The organism is Blastococcus goldschmidtiae (genome assembly GCF_031845325.1).
Lineage (GTDB): Bacteria > Actinomycetota > Actinomycetes > Mycobacteriales > Geodermatophilaceae > Blastococcus > Blastococcus goldschmidtiae.
In genome coordinates this window covers 51,994-74,334 of the sequence record NZ_JAVREI010000009.1, presented here as the reverse complement: position 1 = coordinate 74,334, position 22,341 = coordinate 51,994, and the positions used below count along the sequence as shown (strand labels likewise).

Sequence of the window (22,341 nt, the reverse complement as noted above, 5' to 3'; positions counted from 1 at the left end):
TCTCAGCCACGAGCAGCCTCCATGACGGCAAGATCCACGTCGGTCCCGTTGGCCTCGGCCATCCGCTGGGCGTCCAGCGCCCGCTTGAAGTCCCGAGGCATGATCACGCTGAACTGTGCGGACCAGCGCCCCCAGTCCGCCAGCAGCGCGGTGGCCACCGGGGACTCGGTCTCGGCTGCGTAGCGCACCAGCACGTCGCGCAGCCACTGCGCCGACTCGCCGTCCAGCGGCTCGATGTCGACCATCTCGCCGTTGACCCGGTGGCGGGCCAGGTCGAGCACGTACCCGATACCGCCGGACATGCCGGCCGCGATGTTGCGCCCGGTCGCGCCCAGGATCACCGCGCGGCCGCCGGTCATGTACTCCAGCGCGTGGTCGCCCACGCCCTCGACGACCGCGAGCGCCCCGGAGTTGCGGACGCAGAACCGCTCGCCGACCCGGCCGCGCAGGAAGATCTCGCCGCTGGTCGCCCCGTAGCCGATGACGTTGCCGGCGATCACGTTGTCCTCGGCCGCGAAGGTCGCCTCCCGCGAGGGCCGCACGATGATGCGGCCGCCCGACAGGCCCTTGCCCACGTAGTCGTTGGCGTCGCCGAACAGCCGCATGGTGATGCCGCGCGGCACGAAGGCGCCGAACGACTGCCCGGCCGACCCGCCGAAGGTGAGGTCGATCGTGCCGTCGGGCAGGCCCTCGCCGCCGAAGCGGCGGGTGACCATCGAGCCCAGCATGGTGCCGACCGTGCGGTTGACGTTGCGCACCGGCAGCTCCAGGCTCACCGGCTGCGCGTCGAGCAGCGCGCCCTCGCAGAGCTGGATCAGCGTCTGGTCCAGGGCGACGTCGAGCCCGTGGTCCTGGTCTCGGACACGCCGCAGCGGTGTGCCCTCGGGCAGCTCGGGGACGACCAGGAGGGGCGCCAGGTCGAGACCCGAGGCCTTCCAGTGGCCGACCGCCTCGCGGGTGTCGAGCAGCTCGGCGTGGCCGATGGCCTCGTCCAGCGAGCGGAACCCGAGCTCGGCGAGGTACTCCCGCACCTGCTGGGCCAGGAACTCGAAGAACGTGACGACGAACTCCGGGCGCCCGGTGAACCGCTTGCGCAGCTCCGGGTTCTGCGTGGCCACGCCCACCGGGCAGGTGTCGAGGTGGCAGACCCGCATCATCACGCAGCCGGAGACCACCAGCGGAGCCGTCGCGAAGCCGTACTCCTCGGCGCCCAGCAGCGCGGCGATGATCACGTCGCGGCCGGTCTTCATCTGCCCGTCGGCCTGGACGGTGATGCGGTCGCGCAGGCCGTTGGCCAGCAGCGTCTGCTGCGTCTCGGCCAGCCCCAGCTCCCACGGGGAGCCGGCGTGCTTGAGCGAGGTCAGCGGCGCCGCGCCCGTGCCGCCGTCGTGGCCGGAGATCAGCACCAGGTCCGCGTGCGCCTTGCTCACGCCGGCCGCCACGGTGCCGACGCCGACCTCGGCGACCAGCTTGACGTTGATCCGCGCCTGGTCGTTGGCGTTCTTCAGGTCGTGGATGAGCTGCTTGAGGTCCTCGATCGAGTAGATGTCGTGGTGCGGCGGCGGGCTGATCAGGCCCACGCCCGGCGTCGAGTGCCGGGTGCGCGCCACCCACGGGTAGACCTTGCCGCCGGGCAGCTGGCCGCCCTCGCCGGGCTTGGCGCCCTGCGCCATCTTGATCTGGATGTCGTCGGCGTTGACCAGGTACTCGCTGGTCACGCCGAACCGCCCGCTGGCGACCTGCTTGATCGCGGAGCGGCGCAGGTCGCCGTTCGGGTCGGCGGTGAACCGGTCGGGGTCCTCGCCGCCCTCACCGGTGTTGGACTTGCCGCCCAGCCGGTTCATGGCGATCGCCAGCGTCTCGTGCGACTCCTGCGAGATGGAGCCGTAGCTCATCGCGCCGGTCTGGAACCGCTTGACGATCTCGCTGACCGGCTCGACCTCGTCGATCGGCACGGGCGGACGGACGCCGGTCTTCAGCGCGAACAGTCCGCGCAGCGTGCCGGCGTCCTGGCTGAGCTGGTCGACGGTGTCGGTGTACTTCTGGAAGACGTCGTACTGCCGCGAGCGGGTGGCGTGCTGGAGCAGGAACACCGTCTCCGGGTTGAACAGGTGCACCTCGCCCTCGCGCCGCCACTGGTACTCGCCGCCGACCTCGAGGCGGCGGTGCGCGGTCTCGGTGGGGTTCTCCGGGAAGGCGCGGCGGTGGCGCATGGCCACCTCCTCGGCCAGCACGTCGATGCCGACGCCGCCCAGCGGGGCGGAGGTGCCGGTGAAGTACTCGTCGACGAGGTCCTGGGACAGACCGACGGCCTCGAAGATCTGCGCCATCGTGTACGAGCCGGCGGTGCTGATGCCCATCTTGCTCATGACCTTGAGGACGCCCTTGCCCAGCGCCTTGACCATGTTGCGGACGGCCTGCGCGGGCTCCACGCCGGTGAGCGCACCGTCGCGGATGAGGTCCTCGATGGACTCGAAGGCCAGGTAGGGGTTGACCGCGGCCGCGCCGTAGCCGAGCAGCAGCGCGACGTGGTGCACCTCGCGGCAGTCGCCGGACTCGACGACCAGACCGACCTCCATGCGGGTCTTCTCCCGCACCAGGTGGTGGTGGACGGCGGCGGTCATGAGCAGCGACGGGATGGGGGCGCGCTTCTCGTCGCAGTCGCGGTCGGAGAGCACGATGATCCGGGCGCCGGCGGCGATCGCCTTGCTCACCTTGATGCGCAGGTCCTCGATGGCCTGGGCCAGGGCCGGGCCCCCGCCGTTGACGTCGAAGTGGCCGGTGATCCGGACGGCGGCGTAGCCGGGCAGGTCACCGTCGTCGTCGATGTGCAGGATCTTGGCCAGCTCGTCGTTGTCGATGACGGGGAACGGCAGGAACACCTGGCGGACCGAGGCCGGCGTGGCCGTCAGCAGGTTCTGCTCCGGCCCGAAGGTGCGCCCGAGGCTGGTCACCAGCTCCTCGCGGATCGCGTCCAGCGGGGGGTTGGTCACCTGGGCGAACAGCTGGCCGAAGTAGTCGTAGAGCAGCCGCGACCGGTCCGACAGCGCCGCGATCGGCGTGTCGGTTCCCATCGAGCCGATCGGCTCGGCACCCGAGGCGGCCATCGGCTGGACGAGGATGCGCAGCTCCTCCTCCGTGTACCCGAACAGCGCCTGCCGGCGGACGACGGACTCGTGGCTGGGCCGGGACCGGCGGCGCTCGGGCAGCGTGGGCAGGTGCACCAGGCCGGCGTGCAGCCAGTCGTCGTACGGCTGCTCGGCGGCCAGCGCACCCTTGACCTCCTCGTCGGAGACGATCCGCCCGGCGGCGGTGTCGACGAGGAACATCCGGCCCGGCTGCAGCCGTCCCTTGGCGACGACGTCGGCGGCGGGGATGTCCAGCACGCCGACCTCGCTGGCCAGCACGACGAGGTCGTCCTTGGTGTGCCACCAGCGGCCCGGGCGCAGCCCGTTGCGGTCGAGGACGGCGCCGATCAACGTGCCGTCGGTGAAGCAGACCGCGGCCGGCCCGTCCCACGGCTCCATGATCGAGGAGTGGAACCGGTAGAAGGCCCGGCGGGCCGGGTCCATCTCGTCGTGGTTCTCCCACGCCTCCGGGATCATCATCAGCACCGCGTGCGGCAGCGAGCGGCCGGACAGGTGCAGCAGCTCCAGCACCTCGTCGAAGGTGGCCGAGTCGCTGAAGTCGCTGGCGGTCACCGGGAAGATGCGCTCCAGGCCCAGCTCGGAGGCCGGGCCCGCCGGGCCGTCGAACAGCTCGGTGGTGAGCTTGGCCTCGCGGGCCCGCATGCGGTTGCGGTTGCCCTTGATGGTGTTGATCTCGCCGTTGTGGGCGACGAACCGGAACGGGTGGGCCAGCGGCCAGCTCGGGAAGGTGTTGGTGGAGAACCGGCTGTGCACCAGCGCGATCGCCGACTCGTAGCGGTCGTCGCGCAGGTCGGGGAAGAACAGCGGCAGCTGGTCGGTGGTCAGCATGCCCTTGTAGGTGATCGTCCGCGACGACAGCGAGGCGATGTAGAGCGAGCTGCCGGCGTCGACCGCGGCGCGCTCGGCCCGCTTGCGCAGCACGAAGGAGCGCCGCTCCAGCCGGGTGACGCCGTTGCACACGACGTTCCCGCCGAACGCGGCCCCGTCGGCGCGGGCGCCCATGGTCTCGGCGACGAACAGCTGGGCGAAGTGCGGCATGACCGCCCGCGCGGTGGGGCCCAGGTCGGCGCCGTCGGGGTCGATCGGCACGTCCCGCCAACCCAGGACGGTCAGCCCCTCCTCGTCGGCGAGGCGGGCGACGTCCTCGACGCGAGCGGCTCGCTCGGCGTCGTCGGCGGGCATGAAGGCGATGCCGACGGAGTACTCCCCCGCCGGAGGCAGGTCGAAGTCGACGCTGGCGCGCAGCAGCGCGTCGGGCACCTGGGTGAGGATCCCGGCGCCGTCGCCCGAGTTGGGCTCGGCGCCGGCGGCGCCCCGGTGGTCGAGGTTGTGCAGGGCCGTGAGGCCCTTGGCGACGATGTCGCGCGACCTGCGGCCACGGGCGTCGGCCACGAAGGCGACGCCACAGGCGTCCTTGTCGTTGGCCGGGTCGTACAGGCCGGAGGCAGCCGGGACCGCGGAGAACGGAACGGCTGACTTCGGAGCGGCGGGGGCGGTGAGGTCGGGCATGTCACTCCCGTCGTCGGCGGCGCCTGCGCCCCCGGAGGGAGCGGGCGGGGCTGGAGCCCGGGCCGGTGGTCAAGGGGTCGGCGGACGGCACTGCGGAGGGCCGGCAGCCCGGGACGTACGTCGCCCCGGTGCGGCAGGCCTGAGCCCACCGGCTGGTCACCGACAGGCTGTCGTCCGCGGGGCGGCGCTGGCCCGGTCCGACGGTGAGGCCCGGCCGGGATCGCCGGCGGGCCCGCTGCGAAGCGTACACAGCGGTAACACAGGCCTCAGCCGTGTAAATCACAGGACGCGGCGCGTCGGCAGGAACATCCCGGAAGTTGGCCGCATCGGCCCGTGGCAGGGGCCCCTTCGGTGATCATGTTCACGGTGCGCGACGGGCCTGATGGGCCGTCAGCCCGGCTCGCCGCGGCGGTGTTCGTCCGCGCGCACCGCTCCGGGCTCGGTCGCCGGAGCGTCCGCCCGGTCCCCCTCCCCCGACGAGGCACGCTCCGCGGCGGCGAACTCCTCGCCGCGGGTGATCACCTCGCGCGGCCGGCCGCGCTGCCAGACGAGGTAGGCCACGGCGAGCAGGCCCACGACGATCGCGGTGAACACGTTGAGCCGGACGCCGAAGAAGGTCTCCGCCGGGTCGGTGCGCAGCAGCTCGATCCACAGCCGGCCGGCGCAGTACAAGGCGACGTAGAGGGCGAACGCCCGGCCGTGGGAGAGCCGGAAGCGCCGGTCGGCCCAGATGACGACCGCCGCGGCGGCCAGGTTCCACAGCAGCTCGTAGAGGAACGTCGGGTGGAACGTGGCCACGTCCAGGTACTCCGACGGGCGGTTCGCCAGGTCGATCTCCAGGCCCCAGGGCAGATCGGTCGGCCCGCCGAAGAGCTCCTGGTTGAACCAGTTGCCCAGCCGCCCGATCGCCTGGGCGACCAGCAGGCCCGGCGCCAGGGCGTCCCCGAAGGCCGGCAGCGGGATGCCCCGGCGCCGGCAGGCGATCCACGCGCCCACCGCCCCGAAGGCGATCGCCCCCCAGATGCCGAGCCCGCCCTCCCAGATGGCGAAGGCGCGCAGCGGGTCGCCGCCCTCCCCGAAGTACGGCCGGGGGCTGGTGATCACGTGGTAGATCCGGCCGCCGATGATGCCGAACGGCACGGCCCAGACGGCGATGTCCAGCACGTCACCCGGCGCACCGCCACGGGCGAGCCAGCGCTTCTCGGTCAGCCAGGCGGCCGCGACGATGCCGGCGATGATGCACAGCGCGTAGGCGCGCAGCGGGACCGGGCCGAGCTCCCAGACGCCCTGGGACGGACTCGGGATGGAAGCGAGCAAGGTCATGCCGGCACCCCCGCCCGGCGGACGCCGGCGGCGAGATCCGCGGTGAGCGCGCGGACGCCGTCGGCACCCCGGCCCTGGAGCATCTCGCGCACGTAGGCCGAGCCGACGATGACACCGTCGGCGAAGGCGGCGAGCTCCGCGGCCTGGGCGCCGTTCGAGACACCGAGGCCCACGCAGAGCGCGATGTCCGGCCGCGCCTCGCGGGTGCGGGACACGAGCGTCCGGGCCGCGTCGCTCACGGTGTCCCGGGCGCCGGTCACGCCCATGGTGGAGGCGACGTAGACGAACCCCCGGCTGGCCGCGGACGTCGAGCGCAGCCGCGCGTCGGTCGACGAGGGGGCGACGAGGAAGACCCGGTCGAGGTCCGCGCGCTCCGCGGCGGCGATCCACTGGGCGGCCTCGTCGGGGATGAGGTCCGGGGTGATCGCCCCGGCTCCCCCGGCGGCGGCGAGATCCGTGGCGAACCGGTCGACGCCGTAGCGCTCGATGGGGTTCCAGTAGCTCATCACCAGCGGGACGGCGCCGGCCGCCGCGACCGCCTCGACCGCCCGCAGCACGTCGGGCATGCCGACCCCGGCACGGACGGCGACGTCCACGGCCTCCTGGATCACCGGGCCGTCCATGCCGGGATCGCTGTACGGGACGCCGATCTCGAGGACGTCGGCACCCGCCTCGACCGCGGCGACCATGGCCTCGATCGAGGCGTCCACGTCGGGGTAGCCGACCGGCAGGTAGGCGACGAGCGCCGCCCGCCCCTCGTCCTTGGCCCGCTGGATCCGCTCGGCGGCCTGGCTCACAGCTCGTCTCCCGTCTCGGGCCCGGCCACCGCGTCGCCCTGGGTGACGGCGCCCTCGGTGGGCTGCTGGTCGGTGTCCAGGCCCGGGCCCGGGTCCACCTCCTCGCGGTCGCCGAGACCGAACCAGCGGGACGCCGTCTCGACGTCCTTGTCCCCGCGCCCGCTGAGGTTGACCAGCAGCAGCGAGTCCGGGCCGACCTCCTGGCCGAGCCGCATCGCCCCGGCCAGGGCGTGCGCGGACTCGATCGCCGGGATGATCCCCTCGGTCCGGCACAGCAGCGCGAAGGCCTCCATGGCCTCGGCGTCGGTCACCGGCCGGTACTCGGCCCGGCCGATGTCGTGCAGGTAGCTGTGCTCGGGCCCCACGCCCGGATAGTCCAGACCCGCGCTGATCGAGTGCGACTCGACCGTCTGGCCGTTGTGGTCCTGCAGCAGGTACGACCGCGCCCCGTGCAGCACGCCCGGGGTGCCACCGGTGATGGTCGCGGCGTGCCGGGCGGTGTCGACGCCGTCGCCGCCGGCCTCCAGGCCGATCAGCCGGACGCCGTCGTCGGGCACGAAGGCGGTGAAGATGCCGATCGCGTTGGAGCCGCCGCCCACGCAGGCCAGGACGGCGTCTGGCAGCCGCCCCTCCCGGTCGAGGACCTGGGCACGAGCCTCGTCGCCGATCACCCGCTGGAAGTCACGCACCATCGCCGGGAAGGGATGGGGGCCGGCGACGGTGCCGAAGACGTAGTTCGTCGTCTCCACGTTGGTCACCCAGTCGCGGAACGCCTCGTTGATCGCGTCCTTGAGGGTGCGCGAGCCGGTGGTGACCGGGATGACCTCGGCGCCGAGCAACCGCATGCGGGCGACGTTGAGCGCCTGGCGACGGGTGTCTTCCTCGCCCATGTAGACGGTGCAGGACAGCCCCATGAGCGCGGCTGCCGTCGCCGTCGCCACACCGTGCTGGCCGGCGCCGGTCTCGGCGATGACGCGGCTCTTGCCGATCCGCTTGGTGAGCAGCGCCTGCCCGAGCACGTTGTTGATCTTGTGCGAGCCGGTGTGGTTGAGGTCCTCGCGCTTGAGCAGGACCCGCGCCCCGCCGCAGTGCTCGGCGAACCGGGGCACCTCGGTGACCGGGCTGGGCCGGCCGGTGTAGTCCCGCTGCAGCGTCGCGAACTCCTGGAGGAACGCGGGGTCGACCCGCATGGCCTCGTAGGCCTCGGTCAGCTCGTCGAGCGCGGCGATCAGCGCCTCGGGGACGAAGCGGCCGCCGAAGACGCCGAAGTGACCGGTGGCGTCGGGCCAGCCCGGGCGCGCCGGCAGAGAGAGTTCTCCGGGCTGCGCTGGGCGGGTCGTCGTCATGCGCCCAGAGTAAGGACCTCTCTGCCCCCCGCCCCTCGCAGGCTCGCGGCGGGCCCCTGCAGAGAGGCCGTGGGGGTTAGCGGCAGGTGCGCGGCGTGGCGGGGTGCGCTCCCGCCGTCACCAGGTCGGCCACCGCCTGGCGGGCGTCGCCGGCGGTCACCAGCCCCTCCCCCACGAGCACCGCGTCGGCACCCGCCGCCGCGTAGCCGATGAGGTCGTGCGGCCCGCGGACGCCGGACTCGGCGACCTTGACCACCTCCGACGGCAGCCCGGGGGCGATCCGCTCGAAGGTGGAGCGGTCGACCTCCAGCGTGGTGAGGTCGCGGGCGTTGACGCCGATCACGGCGGCACCGGCGGCCATGGCCCGGTCGGCCTCGGCCTCGGTGTGCACCTCGACCAGCGCCGTCATGCCGAGGGACTCCACGCGCTCCAGCAGGCCGGTGAGCACGTTCTGCTCCAGCGCGGCCACGATCAGCAGGACGACGTCGGCGCCATGGGCCCGGGCCTCGTGCACCTGGTAGCTGCTGACGATGAAGTCCTTGCACAGCACCGGGACGTCGACCACGGCGCGGACCGCGTCCAGGTCGGTCTGCGAGCCGCCGAAGCGTCGTCGCTCGGTGAGGACGGAGATGACCCGCGCGCCGCCGGCGGCGTACTGCTGGGCCAGCTGGGCCGGGTCGGGGATGTCGGCGAGCTCGCCCTTCGAGGGGCTGCGCCGCTTGACCTCGGCGATGACGCCGACGCCGGGGGCGCGCAGCACGGCCAGGGCGTCCAGCGCCGGGCGGGCGTCACGGGCGGCGGCCTTGACCTCCGCGAGCGGCGTGACCGCCTCGCGGGCGGCGAGGTCCTCGCGGACGCCGATGACGATCTCGTCGAGAACGCTCACCGGATCGTCCCTGCCGGCGCCGATGCACGCCTGCTGCTCGTCTCCACTGCCTGTCGCACGTCGTCCCCTCACCAGCCGGATCGGTGTGGCCACTCTAGAGCCGACGCCGGGTGCGCCCGGCCAGGGGGCGGTCGGGGCGGGTCCGCCCGTTTCCGCTATACGTCGCGTGGATCGGTGGGGTCCTCGCCCCGGTCCAGCGCCTTCCACGCGTCCACGGCGCGGTCCTCGTCGGTCCGCGGGCGGGCTGCCGCGCCCGCCTGCGCGGGCGCCGTCCCGCTCTCGTCCCGCTCGTAGCGGCGGCCCATCCCCGGCCAGGTCCGGCCCCGCAGCACCGTGACCACGCCGGTGGCGACGGCGACGAGGCCGGCCAGCACGGCGAGCAGCGGCCAGGTCGCGGACACGTCGGCCGCGATGCCGTCCACCGTCGCCCCGCTCAGCCCGGGCAGGTCGGTGGCGGCGTCGTCGAGGCCACCGGTCAGTGCGCGCAGCCCGGACCAGGCCACCGCTCCCCCGGCCGCCGCCGCGAGGAGACCCACGCCCACGCGCCCCGCGCCCCGCACGGCCAGCAGCGCGACCGCCGCGGCCAGCAGCACCAGGCCCGCGGCCGGGACGAGGGGGGCGGCGTCGGCGCCGGACAGGCCGGCCGAGACCGGCGGCAGCGGTGCCCGGCGCTCCGCGGTCACGGTCGCCCAGGCCTGGCCGCCCGCGATGAGCGCCAGCGTGCCGGCCAGCACCGCACCCAGGACCGCGGCGGTGAGCTCCCTGCGGCCCTGTCCGCTCACGGCGCCCGACGGTCCGCTCCCGCGGGACGCTCCGCTCACGGGAGCTCCTGGAGCCCTTCGGCCCGGGTGATCGCCGACAGCACCGCCCGTGCCTTGTGCCGGGTCTCGGCCTCCTCGGTGGCGGCGTCGCTGTCGGCGACGATCCCGGCGCCGGCCTGCACGTAGGCGCGGCCGTCGTGCAGCACGGCGGTGCGGATGGCGATGGCCATGTCCATGTCGCCGCTGGCGTCGACGTAGCCGACGGTGCCGGCGTAGAGCGCGCGCCGGGTCGGCTCGAGCGACTCGATGATCTCCATCGCCCGGGGCTTCGGGGCGCCGGAGACGGTGCCGGCGGGGAACGTGGCGTCGAAGACATCCAGGGCGTCGTGCTCGGGCGCGACCTCGCCGGCGACGGTCGAGACCAGGTGCATCACGTGGCTGTAGTGCTCCACGCGCATGAAGTCGGGCACCTCGACCGACCCGGGGACGCAGACCCGGCCCAGGTCGTTGCGGGCCAGGTCGACCAGCATGACGTGCTCGGCACGCTCCTTGGGGTCGGCCAGCAGCCCCTCGGCCAGCCGGACGTCCTCCTCCGGGGTGGCGCCGCGCGGACGGGTGCCGGCCGGCGGGTGCACCACGGCCGAGGACCCGGTGACGGTGACCAGCGCTTCCGGGGAGGAGCCGACGACGTCGAAGGGAGACTCCCGGCCCTCGAAGCGCAGCAGGTACATGTACGGGGAGGGGTTCGTGGCCCGCAGGACCCGGTAGAGGTCCAGGGCGTCGGCCGTCGTCGCCGTCTCGAAGCGCTGGGCGAGCACCACCTGGAAGGCGTCCCCGGCCCGGATGTGCTCGCGCACCCGCTCCACGCCCGCCTCGTACACGCCCGGCGCCATGTTGCTGGCCACCTCGGGGACCTGTGCCTCCCCCAGCACCGCCACCCCGGGCGGGACGGCGCGGGTGAGGTCGGCGGCCATCGCGTCGAGCCGGGCCACCGCGTCGTCGTAGAGGGCCTCGCCGCTCCGACCTCCCCCGCCCTCACCACCCCCGCAGACCGCGTTGGCGATGAGCAGGACCGTGCCGTCGGCGTGGTCGAGCACGGCGAGGTCGGTCACCAGCATCATCGCCAGCTCCGGCATGCCGATGTCGTCGCTGCTCGTCTCGGGCAGCCGCTCCAGCCGCCGGACGACGTCGTAGCCGAGGTAGCCGACCAGGCCCCCGGTCAGCGGCGGCAGCCCGGGCGTGCGCGGCGACCGCAGCCGGCGGGCCAGCGTGCGGACGGCGGCCAGCGGATCGGTGGGCAGTCCGTCGGTGACCCCGGGGATGTCCTCCCCCAGCCACTGCGTGACGCCGTCGCGCTCGGTGAGGACGCCGGCGCTGCGCGCGCCCACGAAGCTGTAGCGGGCCCAGCGCTTCCCCTGCTCGGCCGACTCCAGCAGCACCGTGCCCGGGCGGTTGCCGGCCAGCTTGCGGTAGATGCCGACGGCGGTCTCGCTGTCGGCGAGCAGCTTGCGGACGACGGGGACCATGGGCCGGTCCAGGGTGAAATCCTCGCGGGCCGGCGTCGCGATGCCGAACCTCATGCGCCGGCCGTCCCGTCTCCGGGGACCGACGGCAGCTCCCGGAAGAAGCAGCTGCGTGCGCCGGTGTGGCAGGCGGGCCCCTCCTGGTCGACGAGCACGAGCAGCGCGTCGCCGTCGCAGTCCACCCGGACCTCGCGGACCCACTGACGGTTGCCGGAGGTCTCCCCCTTGACCCAGTACTCCTGCCGGCTGCGGGACCAGTAGGTCGCCCGGCCGGTGCTCAGCGTGCGCCGCAGGGCCTCGTCGTCCATGTAGGCGACCATGAGCACCTCGAGGGAGTCGTGCTGCTGGACCACCGCGGCCACCAGGCCGTCGGGGTCGCGGCGCAGCAGGGCGGCGACCTCGGGGTCGAGAGCGGGCTCGGACGGGACGACGGGCATGCCCGCCAGTCTGCCGTGTCCCTGCGTCAGGCCGATGGGGTGGCGGTGAACCAGCGCCGCGCCGCCCCGCTGAGCAGCAGGCCGAGGGAGACCACCGGTCCGACCACGAAGAACAGCGAGAACGCCGCGAGCGAGCCCTCGGCCTCGGCACCCGGCAGGTTCCCGAGGAGATCGAGCAGCCGGCCGGCCCAGTACAGCGCGAGCACGATCTGGACCACGTGCGCGGCGCCCAGCAGGCGGTGGGCGGCCGGCGTGCGGCGGTTGAGGGCGGCGATCCCGCCGACGACGAGGAGGACGACCGACACCAGCTGGACGACGGCGAGGATCGTCCCCTCGGTGGCCAGCTGACGCGCCGTCTCGGACGTGTAGACGTCGGGCCGTCCGCTGGACGCGATGTCGGCGATCGAGGCGAAGAACCAGACGTAGAGCGAGGCGATGAGCACGACGACGGCCTGCACGAAGGCCAGCACGGACGCGGTGATCACCTGGGCGGGGGTGCGCTGCGGCCGGCCCCACGGCTGCCCGTACGGCGGCTGACCCCACTGCGGCTGCCCCCAGGCCGGCTGGCCCCACGGCTGCGGCGCGCCGTAGGGCGGAGCCCAGCCGGGCGGCTGGCCGTACGGAGGCTGCTGGCCGTGAGGGGGCTGCTGCCCGTACGGGGGCTGCTGCCCGTACGCGGGCTGCTGCGGTGCGGTCTGCGGCGGAGCCGGCTTGGTCGGGTCCGACCAGGGATCGCTCACAGTTCCGCCGCCACGGCCCGGCCCGCGGTGCGACCGGAGAACAGGCAGCCGCCGAGGAAAGTGCCCTCCAGCGACCGGTAGCCGTGCATGCCACCGCCTCCGAAGCCGGCGACCTCACCCGCGGCGTACAGCCCGGGGAACACCTCGCCGCCGGGCCGCAGCACCCGGCCGGAGAGGTCGGTCTCCAGGCCGCCGAGCGTCTTGCGCGTGATGATGTTGAGCCGCACGGCGATCAGCGGTCCGGCCTCGGGGTCGAGGATGCGGTGCGGCTGCGCCACCCGGATGAGCTTGTCGCCCAGGTAGTTGCGCGCACCGCGGATCGCGGTGATCTGCAGGTCCTTGGTGAACGGGTGGGCGATCTCCCGGTCGCGGGCGACGATCTCGCGCTCGAGGTCGGCGGGGTCGATCGCCGGTGTGCCCCCGGTGATCCGGTTCATGCCGGCGACGAGCTCGGGCAGCGTGCCGGCGACGACGAAGTCCTCGCCCTTGTCCAGGAACGCCTGCACCGGCGCCGAGACCCCGGCTCGTGCCCGGTTGACGAGCAGCCGCACGTCCTTGCCGGTGAGGTCGGGGTTCTGCTCGGATCCCGACAGCGCGAACTCCTTCTCCACGATCTTCTTCGTGGTGACGAACCAGGTGTGCTCGTGCCCCGTCGTGCCGATGTGGGCAAGCGTGCCCAGGGTGTCGAAACCGGGGAACAGCGGCACCGGCAGCCGCCGGCCGAGCGCGTCGAACCACATCGAGGACGGCCCGGGCAGGATCCGGATCCCGTGCTTGTCCCACACCGGCGAGTGGTTGGCGATGCCCTCGGTGTAGTGCCACATGCGGTCGTTGTTGACCACGCTGGCGCCGGCACCGGCGGTGGCCTCGAGCATCTGGCCGTCGACGTGCGCGGGCACGCCGGAGAGCAGCCGCTTCGGCGCCGGCCCGAGGCGAGCGGGCCAGTTGCGCCGCACCAGCTCGTGGTTGCCCCCGATGCCACCGGAGGTGACGACGACGGCCTGGGCGGAGATCTCGAACTCCCCGACCTCCGTGCGCGAGCTGGCCTCGCCGCGGGCGACGTCGCTGGGCTCCAGGACGGCACCGCGCACGCCGGTCACCGCGCCGTCGGTCACGACCAGTTCGGCCACCCGGTGCCGGAAGCGCAGCTCGACGGTGCCCGCCTCCACGGCGGCGCGCACCCGGCGGATGAAGGGGTCGACGACGCCGGGCCCGGTGCCCCAGACGATGTGGAACCGCGGCACGGAGTTGCCGTGCCCGGTGGCCGTGTAGCCGCCCCGCTCGGCCCAGCCGACGACCGGGAAGAAGCCGATGCCCTGCTCCTTGAGCCAGGCGCGCTTCTCGCCCGCGGCGAACTGCAGGTAGGCCTCGGCCCACTGGCGCGGCCAGTGGTCCTCGGTGCGGTCGAAGCCGGCGGTGCCGAACCAGTCCTGCCGGGCGAGCTCCAGCGAGTCGTGCACGCGGAGCCGGCGCTGCTCGGGCGAGTCGACGAGGAAGAGGCCGCCGAAGGACCAGTGCGCCTGGCCGCCGAGGCTCGCCTCGGGCTCCTGGTCGACCAGTACGACCCGCTTGCCGGCGTCGGCCAGCTCGGCGGTGGCCACCAGCCCAGCGAGCCCCGCGCCCACGACGACGACGTCTGCCTCGGTGCTGCCGTTCGCGATGTCCACGGACCCGACGCTAGCGGGCCGCGCCCCTCTCGTGCCGCCGGACGCCGCACGACCCACCCGCCAGGGTCGGGCGGAACGATGGTGCCGCGGGGCTAACGTGCGTCGATGACCGACGACGGACTCGCGCCGCTCCTGTCCGAGCAGGTCGCGTACTACCGCGCCGGAGCGGGCGAGTACTCCAACGGCGTCCTCGACCTGCCGGGCGCTGCACAGCTCGAGGCGGCGCTCACCGCCTTCGCGCCGACCGGAGACGTCCTCGAACTGGCGTGCGGGCCGGCGACCTGGACGCGGCGTCTGCTGGAGCAGGCGGCGAGCGTGACAGCGGTCGATTCCGCGCCGGAGATGCTGGCCCTCGCCCGGGAGCGGGTTCCCGACGACCGCGTGCGCTTCCTGCAGGTCGATCTGTTCGACTGGCGTCCCGACCGACGCTATGACGTCGTCTTCTTCGGCTTCTGGCTCTCGCATGTCCCGCTCGAGCGCTTCGACGCCTTCTGGCAGCTCGTCGACGACTCCCTGGCCACCGGCGGTCGCGTCTTCTTCGCCGATGACGCCTACCGCAGACCCGACGAGCTCATCGAGGGCGCCGCGTCGTCGACCATCGGCCGACGGGTCGGCGACGGCACCGCGTACCGCCTGGTCAAGGTTGCCCACACCCCGGTCCAGCTCGAGGAGCGCCTGGCTCGGCTCGGCTGGGACATCCGCGTGGTCCCGACGGCAGGCCCCTTCTACTGGGGCGCCGGCGGGCGAGCATGACCCTCCGGTGGAACGGCCGTCCCGCGGTCAAGGCAGGGGTCTAGGGTCGGGCTGGGCCGTGACTGGCGCTCGAGGTGGGGCACCACCGGGGAGCGGCCCCGACGATCGCCGCGCGCCTGGGCTCCATCCGATGAGGAGAGCCCATGGACGACACGCCGAGCACGACCGCCCGCATGCTACCGGGCAAGCCCGTCGCCGATGCGGTCTTCGAGCAGATCACCGCCGACGTCGCGCGCTTGCGTGCCGGCGGAGTGACGCCGAGCCTGGCGACAGTGCTGGTCGGAGACGACGACGCCAGCGCCGGCTACATCCGCATCAAGCAGCGCACCGCGGCATCCCTCGGCTTCGCATCGCCGCACGTCCACCTCTCCGCGGATGCCGGCCAGGACGACCTGCACCGGGTGATCGACGGACTCAACGCCGACCCGGCCGTGCACGCCGTGCTGATCCAGCACCCGGTCCCGTCGCACCTCGACTACGACGCCGCGCTCGCCGAGGTGGACCCGGACAAGGACGTCGACGGCATGCACCCGCTCAACCTCGGCAGGCTCGCCCTCGACCGGCCCGGGCCCCGGCCGTGCACGCCGGCGGGCATCGAGGCTCTCCTGGCCCACTACGACATCCCGGTCGCGGGCAGGGAGGTCGTCGTCCTCGGCCGGGGCGCGACGCTCGGTCGACCGCTGGCGATGCTGCTGGCGCAGAAGCGCCCCACCGCGAACGCGGCGGTCACCGTCGTGCACACCGGTGTCCCGGACTGGGCCCGGTACACCCGGCGCGCCGACGTGCTCATCGCGGCCGCCGGGTCGCCCGGCATCGTCCAGCCGCAGCACGTCAAGCCGGGCGCCGTCGTCATCGGAGGCGGGGTGCGCTACTCCGGCCGGCGACTGCTGCCCGACGTCGACGAACGATGTGCCGACGTCGCCTCGGCGATCACCCCGCGTGTGGGAGGTGTCGGCCCCACCACCGTCGCGATGCTGTTCCGCAACGCCGTCCACGCGGCCGAGGTGGCATCCGCCTAGCGGACGCCGACAGGTCCGAGCAGGACGCACAGCTGGCGGGAGCGATGCGCACGCTCCCGGGCGGTCGCACGCTGTCCCTCGGGGATCCCTGCTGCCTGGCACTGACCGTCCGCAGCGTCCCACCCGAGGTGCTGACCGCCGACCGCGCCGACCAGTCGCGCTGGGGAACCTGAGCAGTGAACCCGAGGGACCCAGAACCAGGATGATTCTGGGTCCCTCGGATTCAACGGTGCGGTGCGCCCGGCCGTCGTTCGCCGGTCGGTTCAGGCGCGGTGCTACGCGGCGACCCAGCCGCGCACCGGGGAACGAGCCGGGTGACCGGGGCCCGCCCGCCGGCTCGGTCAGCCGGCGGCGGAGGTGTCGATCACGGCCACCGTGCCGTCATCGAAGTTCGTGACGAGCGCCTGCCGTCCGTCCGGCAGCAGAGCGACGCTCGTCGGGCTGACACCGGTGGGGATGCGGGCGGTGACCGCACCGGTGGCGGCGTCCACGACGGAGACCGTGCCGTCCTCCACGTTCGCGGTGTAGAAGTGCCGGCCGTCAGGGGCATAGGCGACGTCCTGCGGTCCGGCTCCTACGCCCGGCACGGTCTGGACCACCCGGTTGGTCGCCGTGTCGATGATGGAGACGTCGTCGCTGATGTAGTTGACCACCGCGACGCGGGCGCCGTCGGGTGACAGGGCGACGCTGTGCGGACCCTGGCCCACCGGGATCGTCGACAGCACCGCGTTGCTGCGGAGGTCGATCACCGTCACGACGTCGGAGAAGTGGTTGGTGACGTAGCCGACCCGGTCGTCCTCCGACATCGTGATCCAGTGCGGGCTGGGCGCGGTCGTGATGCGCGTGACCAGTTGGCCGGTCGCGGTGTCGAGCACGTCGAGGTGGTTCTCGTCGTAGAAGGGCAGGTAGAGGAGACTCCCGTCGGCCGTCGTCGACGCCGCGTACGGACCCCGTCCCACCGGCACGGCCCAGAGCACGCTGTCCGTCCGCACGTCGAAGGCCACGACGTGGTTCTCCGTGAGGGTGGTGCCGTAACCGGTGGACTCGCTCTTGTAGACCGAGACGTAGACCCGCGAACCGTCGGGCGAGAGCGTCACCATCTGCGGCGGACCCTGCGGGATCGGAATGGTGGTGGTGGGCTTGCCCGCAGCCGTGTCGAAGCGGATGACGGCGCGGGCGGCCGGGTCGGCGATGTAGGCGTACGTGCCGTCGGGGGCGACGGCGACGTGGTGCGGCGCCTGCCCGACGGCGACCACCGTGCCGACTGCGGGGCTGGGCCCGCTCGCCGCCGGCGCCGGGGTGCCCGTCGGCGTCGTGTTCCCGTGCTCGTGGGCCTCGTCCCGCCGATCACCCGAGGAGGAACCGGTCTCCCCGCCACCGTCGGAGCCCGTGTCCTCGGAGGTCGTGTCCGCTGAGATCGTGTCCGCTGAGGTCGCCTCCGTGGAGGTCGCTTCCGTGGCGTCCCGCGACACCATCGCGAAGACCGCCGAACCGGCGAGCGCCGCGAGAAAGAGCACGGGGAGCAGGAGCCGACGCCAACTCCGCCGCTGCCGGTGCTTGCCGTGTGCGGTCGCGTGGCCGTGGTCCATGGACGATCTCCCCCGAACGCTCGTGGACCGGGTCGTCGACTGCACGACACGGGTGGGCAGGGCAGTGGTGTGGGACCGCCCCGGCGAGTCCGATGACCCGGGGTGTCGAGGCGTGGTCGAACTCGTCCCGCATCCCCGCCACCGAGCCGATGCCCCGGTTCTGCGCCACTCACGCATCGCCTGGGCATGTCGTCGAGAAGTGCCAGCTGACGAGGACGCCGGCCCGCCGACCACCCACCGATCGGACGTGGACGTCGTGCCCCGGTCCTCACCAGGCCACCGGCGCCGTCGTCCCAGGAGACCGACTACCAGGAAGCCGGCTCCTAGTCGGTGCAGCGCGTGTGGACCGGCCGGACGCGCCAGGTAGCGCTCGTGGCGGAAGCCGAGCTCCCGCCTGACTGCGAACGAGCCCGTGTTGGACAGCAGGGTGAACGCGACGACCTCACGCAGACCGATGACGTCTCGGGCGAGATCGAGAACTCCGGCTGACCCTTCGGTCGCATGACCCGCCCCCAGAATTCAGGGAACACGGCATGACCCAGCTCGACCTCCGGCCTTCCGTCGATCTCGCAGTGCGCCAGCTTCACCGTGCCGACGGGGCGCTCGCCCTCGTGCCGACGCGACGTCGGCGCACCGCTCGTTGCCGTCTGGGCAGCTGAGAGGTCATCGAGCTGAGCGACCTGAGCAGTGAACCCGAGAGGCCCAGGACCAGGACTGCGCCGGGCCGCTCGGGTGCAACGGTGCAGCGCCCGGTCGTCGTTCGCCGGCCGGCTCAGCCCAGGCGCCTCGCGGCGACCCAGGCGCGCACCGACGGGAGCGACGCCAGCACCGCCGTGGCCGCGGGGAACAGCCCGGTGGAGATCCCCAGGCCCAGCGCGTCCTCGGCCCAGCCGCCGAACAGCGTGCCCCCGATGATCAGCACCCCGAGCACCCCGCCCGAGACGGCGACCACGCGCCACGACCGGCCCAGCAGGAGCAGCACCGCGCCGACCAGCAGCCCGAGCGTCAGCGCCAGGGGCACCACCAGCAGCAGCCACTCGAGCCCGGACAGCCGCCCGCCGGAGAAGCCGACCACCACGAGGACGAAGAAGCCGGGCACCAGCCCGCTGAACACGGCCAGCGGCGCCGCGATCAGCCCGGGCACGGGCGGCAGCCGCGATGCGGCGCGGTCGGGCATCGGGAGGGACACGCGGCGCAGCCTAGGGGCGGGAGCGGTCAGGCCACGCGTTCCGGCTCGCCGGCCGACGACCGGCGCCACGAGGCGTGCAGCCGCGCGTAGGTGCCCTCGACCCCGACCAGCTCGGCGTGGCTGCCGCGCTGCACCACGTGGCCGGCGTCGACCACGAGCACCTCGTCGGCCCGCTCCGCGGTGGACAGCCGGTGCGCGATGGTCAGCGTCGTCCGCCCCGCGGTGAGGGTGTCCAGGGCCCGGGTGAGTCGCTGCTCGGTGGCCGGGTCGACGGCGCTGGTGGCCTCGTCGAGCACCAGCAGGTCGGGGTCGGCGACGTAGGCGCGGGCGACGGCGACCAGCTGGCGCTCGCCCGCGGACAGCGACTCACCGCGCTGCCCGACCTCGCTGGCCACACCGGCGGGCAGGCCGGTGACCCAGTCGGAGAGCCCCAGGTCGTCGAATGCCTTGGCGACGTCGGCATCGCTGATGCCCGGCCGGCCGTAGCGCACGTTGTCCGCGACCGTGGCGTCGAAGAGGAAGCCGTCCTGCGGCACCATCACGACCCGCTCGCGCAGTGAGGCGAAGGCGACGTCCCGCAGGGGCGCCCAGCCTGCGGCGTCGGAGCCCAGCAGCACCCGGCCCTCGACCGGGTCCATGAGCCGGGTGACCAGCTTGGCGAAGGTCGTCTTGCCCGACCCCGTCTCGCCGACGATAGCCACCCGGCGGCGGGGCGCGATGGTGAGGTCGACGTCGTCGAGAGCCTTCCGCGCGCCGGGCGCGTACCGGAAGGTGACGTGGTCGAACCGGACGCCCAGCACGCCGTCGGGCAGGTGCAGGGTGCTCTCCGGCGCGGCCGTCGCCGGATCGCGCACGTCGGGCTCGGTGTCGAGGATGTCGAGCACGCGCCGGAAGCCGGCCAGCGCGTTCTGCGCCTCGTTGATCACCTCGCTGGCGGTCTGGACTGGCGCCACGAAGAGCGTGACCAGGAAGAGGAAGGCGACCAGCGTGCCGGCCGTGATGTCGCCGGCCAGGCCCAGGTACACGCCCGCGACGACCAGCGCGGCATTGGCGAGGGCGGCGGCGAACTCACCGCTGACGAAGACCCCCACGGCCACCCGCTGCGCGTCGACCGCCGCCCGGTAGTGCCGGTCGATCGCCGCGTCGATGCGCTCCGCGGTGCGCTCCCGCACGCCGTAGGCGCGCACGGTCGACGCGCCGACGACGGACTCGGAGACGGCGGCGAGCAGGTCGCCGATCCGCTCGCGGACCCGGCCGTAGACGACGGCCAGCTTGGCGGCGAACCAGCGGACCGCGATGCCCAGCGGCACGAAGCAGACCAGGACGACGAGCGTCAGCTGCCACGAGTAGACGAACATCACCACCGTGGCCACGAGGAGCTGGCCGAAGCTGATCAGGCCGAGCACACCGCCCCACTGCATGAACTGCGACAGCTGGTCGACGTCGCTCGTCACCCGCGACACCAGCCCGCCGCGCTTGTCGGCCTGCTGGTGCACCGCGGACAGGTCGTGCACGTGGCGGAAGGCCCGCACCCGCAGGCCGGCCAACGCGGTTTCGGTGGTGCGGAACAGCCGCAGGTTCATCCGGTAGACCGCCACGGCCGTGAGCACGACGATCACCGCGGACGCGAGCACGACCCAGGTGACGAAGTCCAGATCGGGCCCACCCGCCGCGCCGATCCCACGGTCGAGGACCTGCTGGACGGCGATGGGGACGACGACCCGGCCGGCGGTGGCGAGCACCGCGAGCAGGACGGTCAGTGGTAGCCCGCGCCGGAACTCGGGCATCATCCGCAGGCCCCGGCGCATCGTCTGGATCGCGCCCTCGTGGCGGTCCTCGTCGGGCAGCGTGACGGTCATGCCGGCACCCCCTCGGCCTGGGAGTAGGCGCGCACGAGGTCGGTGTAACCCGGCACCTCGCGGAGCAGGTACCCGTGGCTGCCGCGCGCGACCGCGCGACCGTGCTCGAACCAGACGACCTCGTCGGCGAGTGCAATGGTCGCCTGGCGGTAGGCGACGACCACCACGGTCGCGGGGGCGTCGCTGGCCCGCAACGCATCGAGGATGCGGGCCTCGACGGAGGGGTCGACGGCGCTGGTGGCGTCGTCGAGCACGAGCAGCCGGGGGCGGCGGACGATGGCCCGGGCCAGCGCCAGCCGCTGCCGCTGACCGCCGGACAGGGAGGCGCCGCGCTCGCCCACGTGGGTGTCGAGGCCCTCGGGCAGGACGTTCACGAAATCGTCGGCGGCGGCCACGCGCAGCGCCGCCCAGACGTCCTCGTCGGTGTACGGACCCCCCAGGGTGATGTTGCCGCGCACCGTGTCGTCGAAGAGGAACGCCTGCTGGGCGACGAAGGCGGCGTGGTCGCTCACCTGCCCCTCCCGCAGCCGGCGGATGTCGAGCCCGTCCAGCAGGACCGTCCCGTCGACGGGATCGACGAGCCGGACCAGCAGCCCGGCGAGGGTGGACTTGCCCGAGCCGGTCGGCCCGACCACCGCGACGGTCCCGCCAGCGGGGACGTCGAAGGTCACGTCGCGGACGGCCGGGCGCTCGACGCCGGCGAAGGTGTAGCCGACCCCCTGGAGCCCCAGTGCCGCACCGCCGCCCGCCGTGGCGGCGTCGTCCGGCCCGTACGGCGTCTCGCCGGTCGCCTGGAGGACAGGGGTGATCCGGTCGTAGCCGGCCAGCGCGCGCGGCAGCTCGGCGAGCACCCAGCCGATCGCCCGGATGGGCAGTGCCAGCAGCGTGAACAGGTAGGCGATGGAGATCAGCGCGCCGACGTCGATCGCCCCGTCGGCGACCCGATGGGCCCCGACCAGCAGGACCGCCAGCGTGCCGAGGTTGGGCAGCGACTCGATCAGCGGGTCGAACAGGCCACGGACCCGGCCGACCGCGATGAGCCCGTCGCGCAGCTCTCCGGCGCGGGCGGTGAAGCGCTCGGTCTCCGACTCCTCGCGGCCGAGGGTCTTCACCACCAGCGCCGCGTCGAAGCTCTCGTGGGCGATCTCGCTGACCTCGGCGCGCAGCTGCTGGGCACGCTGCTGGCGCGGGCTCATCACCTGCGAGTACAGCGCGTTGATCACGAAGACCAGGGGGAAGACGACGAGGCCGATCAGCGCGAGCAGCGGATCGGTCACGACCATCGCCCCGCCGGTGATCAGGATGATGACGACCGCGCCCAGCCCGAAGGCCAGCGGCGCGACGAAGAACCAGGCCGCCTCCACGTCGCTGTTGGCGTTGGAGAGCAGCTGACCCGTGGGGTGCTGCTGGTGCCAGGACAGCGGGAGCCGCAGGTACTGCCCGGTCACCTCGCGGCGCATCTGCGCCTGCAGCCGGTACTGCATGATCCCCGACAGCAGCCGGCGCCCGATGATTCCGACGATGCGCAGCAGGGCCACGCCGATGATGGCGGCGACGGCGAGGGCCAGCGCGGCGGTCGGGGCGCTGCCCTCTTCGAAGGACGGCAGGACGACGCGGTCGGTGGTCTCGCCGATCACGTACGCGCTGGCCACCGTCATGACGGCGAACAGGCTGCTCCCCAGCAGGGCGGCGGCGAAGATCTTCGGCTGGAGCGCGATGGCGCGGCCGACGTGCCGGATCCCTCGCCGCACGACGGCATCTCGACGGCGGCGCGGCACGGGTCTCCTCGGGGTG

17 protein-coding genes and 1 riboswitch are annotated in these 22,341 nt (G+C 73.5%); of the genes, 3 read left to right on the top strand and 14 right to left on the bottom strand.

From position 1 onward, the window contains the following. Positions 1–2: 2 nt before the first annotated feature. The 10 genes from gltB to RM425_RS13530 all read right to left on the bottom strand — a co-directional run bounded on the left by gltB (position 3) and on the right by RM425_RS13530 (position 14,138). Positions 3–4,658, bottom strand: a complete 4,656-nt coding sequence (gltB, locus tag RM425_RS13575) for a glutamate synthase large subunit (RefSeq protein ID WP_311345752.1) — start codon at positions 4,656–4,658, stop codon at positions 3–5. A gap of 390 nt (positions 4,659–5,048) precedes the next feature. After that, complete coding sequence (lgt, locus tag RM425_RS13570; protein ID WP_311345751.1) at positions 5,049–5,981, bottom strand: prolipoprotein diacylglyceryl transferase; 933 nt, start codon at positions 5,979–5,981, stop codon at positions 5,049–5,051. Next, positions 5,978–6,778 (bottom strand): tryptophan synthase subunit alpha, encoded by an 801-nt coding sequence (gene trpA / locus RM425_RS13565; RefSeq protein ID WP_311345750.1) that lies wholly within the window; start codon positions 6,776–6,778, stop codon positions 5,978–5,980. Before trpA ends, lgt begins: the two co-directional genes overlap by 4 nt. Then, positions 6,775–8,124: a tryptophan synthase subunit beta gene (gene trpB / locus RM425_RS13560; RefSeq protein ID WP_311345749.1), complete on the bottom strand. Its 1,350-nt coding sequence runs from the start codon at positions 8,122–8,124 to the stop codon at positions 6,775–6,777. Before trpB ends, trpA begins: the two co-directional genes overlap by 4 nt. A gap of 76 nt (positions 8,125–8,200) precedes the next feature. Continuing rightward, the gene (gene trpC, locus RM425_RS13555; protein WP_311345748.1) at positions 8,201–9,010 is read right to left on the bottom strand and encodes an indole-3-glycerol phosphate synthase TrpC; all 810 of its coding nucleotides are present in this window, start codon (positions 9,008–9,010) and stop codon (positions 8,201–8,203) included. A 155-nt stretch (positions 9,011–9,165) separates the two neighbouring features. Continuing rightward, positions 9,166–9,792, bottom strand: coding sequence for a Trp biosynthesis-associated membrane protein (locus RM425_RS13550; RefSeq protein WP_311345747.1), 627 nt, complete (start codon positions 9,790–9,792; stop codon positions 9,166–9,168). Between the two features lie 35 nt (positions 9,793–9,827). Beyond that, on the bottom strand, positions 9,828–11,351 hold the full coding sequence (locus RM425_RS13545; protein ID WP_311345746.1) for an anthranilate synthase component I: 1,524 nt from the start codon (positions 11,349–11,351) through the stop codon (positions 9,828–9,830). Then, positions 11,348–11,731 carry a phosphoribosyl-AMP cyclohydrolase gene (gene hisI / locus RM425_RS13540; RefSeq protein WP_311345745.1) on the bottom strand — a complete coding sequence of 128 codons (384 nt, stop codon included), beginning with the start codon at positions 11,729–11,731 and terminating at the stop codon, positions 11,348–11,350. The genes RM425_RS13545 and hisI overlap by 4 nt, the downstream gene beginning before the upstream one ends. A gap of 26 nt (positions 11,732–11,757) precedes the next feature. Further along, entirely contained in the window at positions 11,758–12,471 is a 714-nt protein-coding gene (locus tag RM425_RS13535) for a hypothetical protein (protein ID WP_311345744.1), read from the bottom strand. Continuing rightward, positions 12,468–14,138: an FAD-binding dehydrogenase gene (locus RM425_RS13530; protein WP_311345743.1), complete on the bottom strand. Its 1,671-nt coding sequence runs from the start codon at positions 14,136–14,138 to the stop codon at positions 12,468–12,470. Before RM425_RS13530 ends, RM425_RS13535 begins: the two co-directional genes overlap by 4 nt. A gap of 105 nt (positions 14,139–14,243) precedes the next feature. On the opposite strand from RM425_RS13530, the gene RM425_RS13525 reads away from it, so the two are divergent. From RM425_RS13525 to RM425_RS13515, 3 genes are all read left to right on the top strand, one after another. Beyond that, positions 14,244–14,891 carry a class I SAM-dependent methyltransferase gene (locus RM425_RS13525; protein WP_311345742.1) on the top strand — a complete coding sequence of 216 codons (648 nt, stop codon included), beginning with the start codon at positions 14,244–14,246 and terminating at the stop codon, positions 14,889–14,891. A gap of 48 nt (positions 14,892–14,939) precedes the next feature. Further along, positions 14,940–15,020: riboswitch (ZMP/ZTP riboswitch) on the top strand. A gap of 14 nt (positions 15,021–15,034) precedes the next feature. After that, positions 15,035–15,910 (top strand): bifunctional 5,10-methylenetetrahydrofolate dehydrogenase/5,10-methenyltetrahydrofolate cyclohydrolase, encoded by an 876-nt coding sequence (locus tag RM425_RS13520; RefSeq protein WP_311345741.1) that lies wholly within the window; start codon positions 15,035–15,037, stop codon positions 15,908–15,910. 44 nt (positions 15,911–15,954) lie between these two features. Further along, the gene (locus tag RM425_RS13515; RefSeq protein WP_311345740.1) at positions 15,955–16,083 is read left to right on the top strand and encodes a PIN domain-containing protein; all 129 of its coding nucleotides are present in this window, start codon (positions 15,955–15,957) and stop codon (positions 16,081–16,083) included. A 168-nt stretch (positions 16,084–16,251) separates the two neighbouring features. On the opposite strand, the gene RM425_RS13510 is transcribed toward RM425_RS13515, so the two are convergent. The 4 genes from RM425_RS13510 to RM425_RS13495 form a co-directional block, all read right to left on the bottom strand. Then, positions 16,252–17,499 (bottom strand): YncE family protein, encoded by a 1,248-nt coding sequence (locus RM425_RS13510; RefSeq protein ID WP_311345739.1) that lies wholly within the window; start codon positions 17,497–17,499, stop codon positions 16,252–16,254. Positions 17,500–18,271: 772 nt separating this feature from the next. Then, positions 18,272–18,688, bottom strand: coding sequence for a hypothetical protein (locus tag RM425_RS13505; RefSeq protein ID WP_311345738.1), 417 nt, complete (start codon positions 18,686–18,688; stop codon positions 18,272–18,274). 26 nt (positions 18,689–18,714) lie between these two features. Continuing rightward, the gene (locus RM425_RS13500; RefSeq protein ID WP_311345737.1) at positions 18,715–20,547 is read right to left on the bottom strand and encodes an ABC transporter ATP-binding protein; all 1,833 of its coding nucleotides are present in this window, start codon (positions 20,545–20,547) and stop codon (positions 18,715–18,717) included. Further along, positions 20,544–22,298: an ABC transporter ATP-binding protein gene (locus tag RM425_RS13495; RefSeq protein ID WP_311345736.1), complete on the bottom strand. Its 1,755-nt coding sequence runs from the start codon at positions 22,296–22,298 to the stop codon at positions 20,544–20,546. The genes RM425_RS13500 and RM425_RS13495 overlap by 4 nt, the downstream gene beginning before the upstream one ends. Positions 22,299–22,341 lie beyond the last annotated feature (43 nt).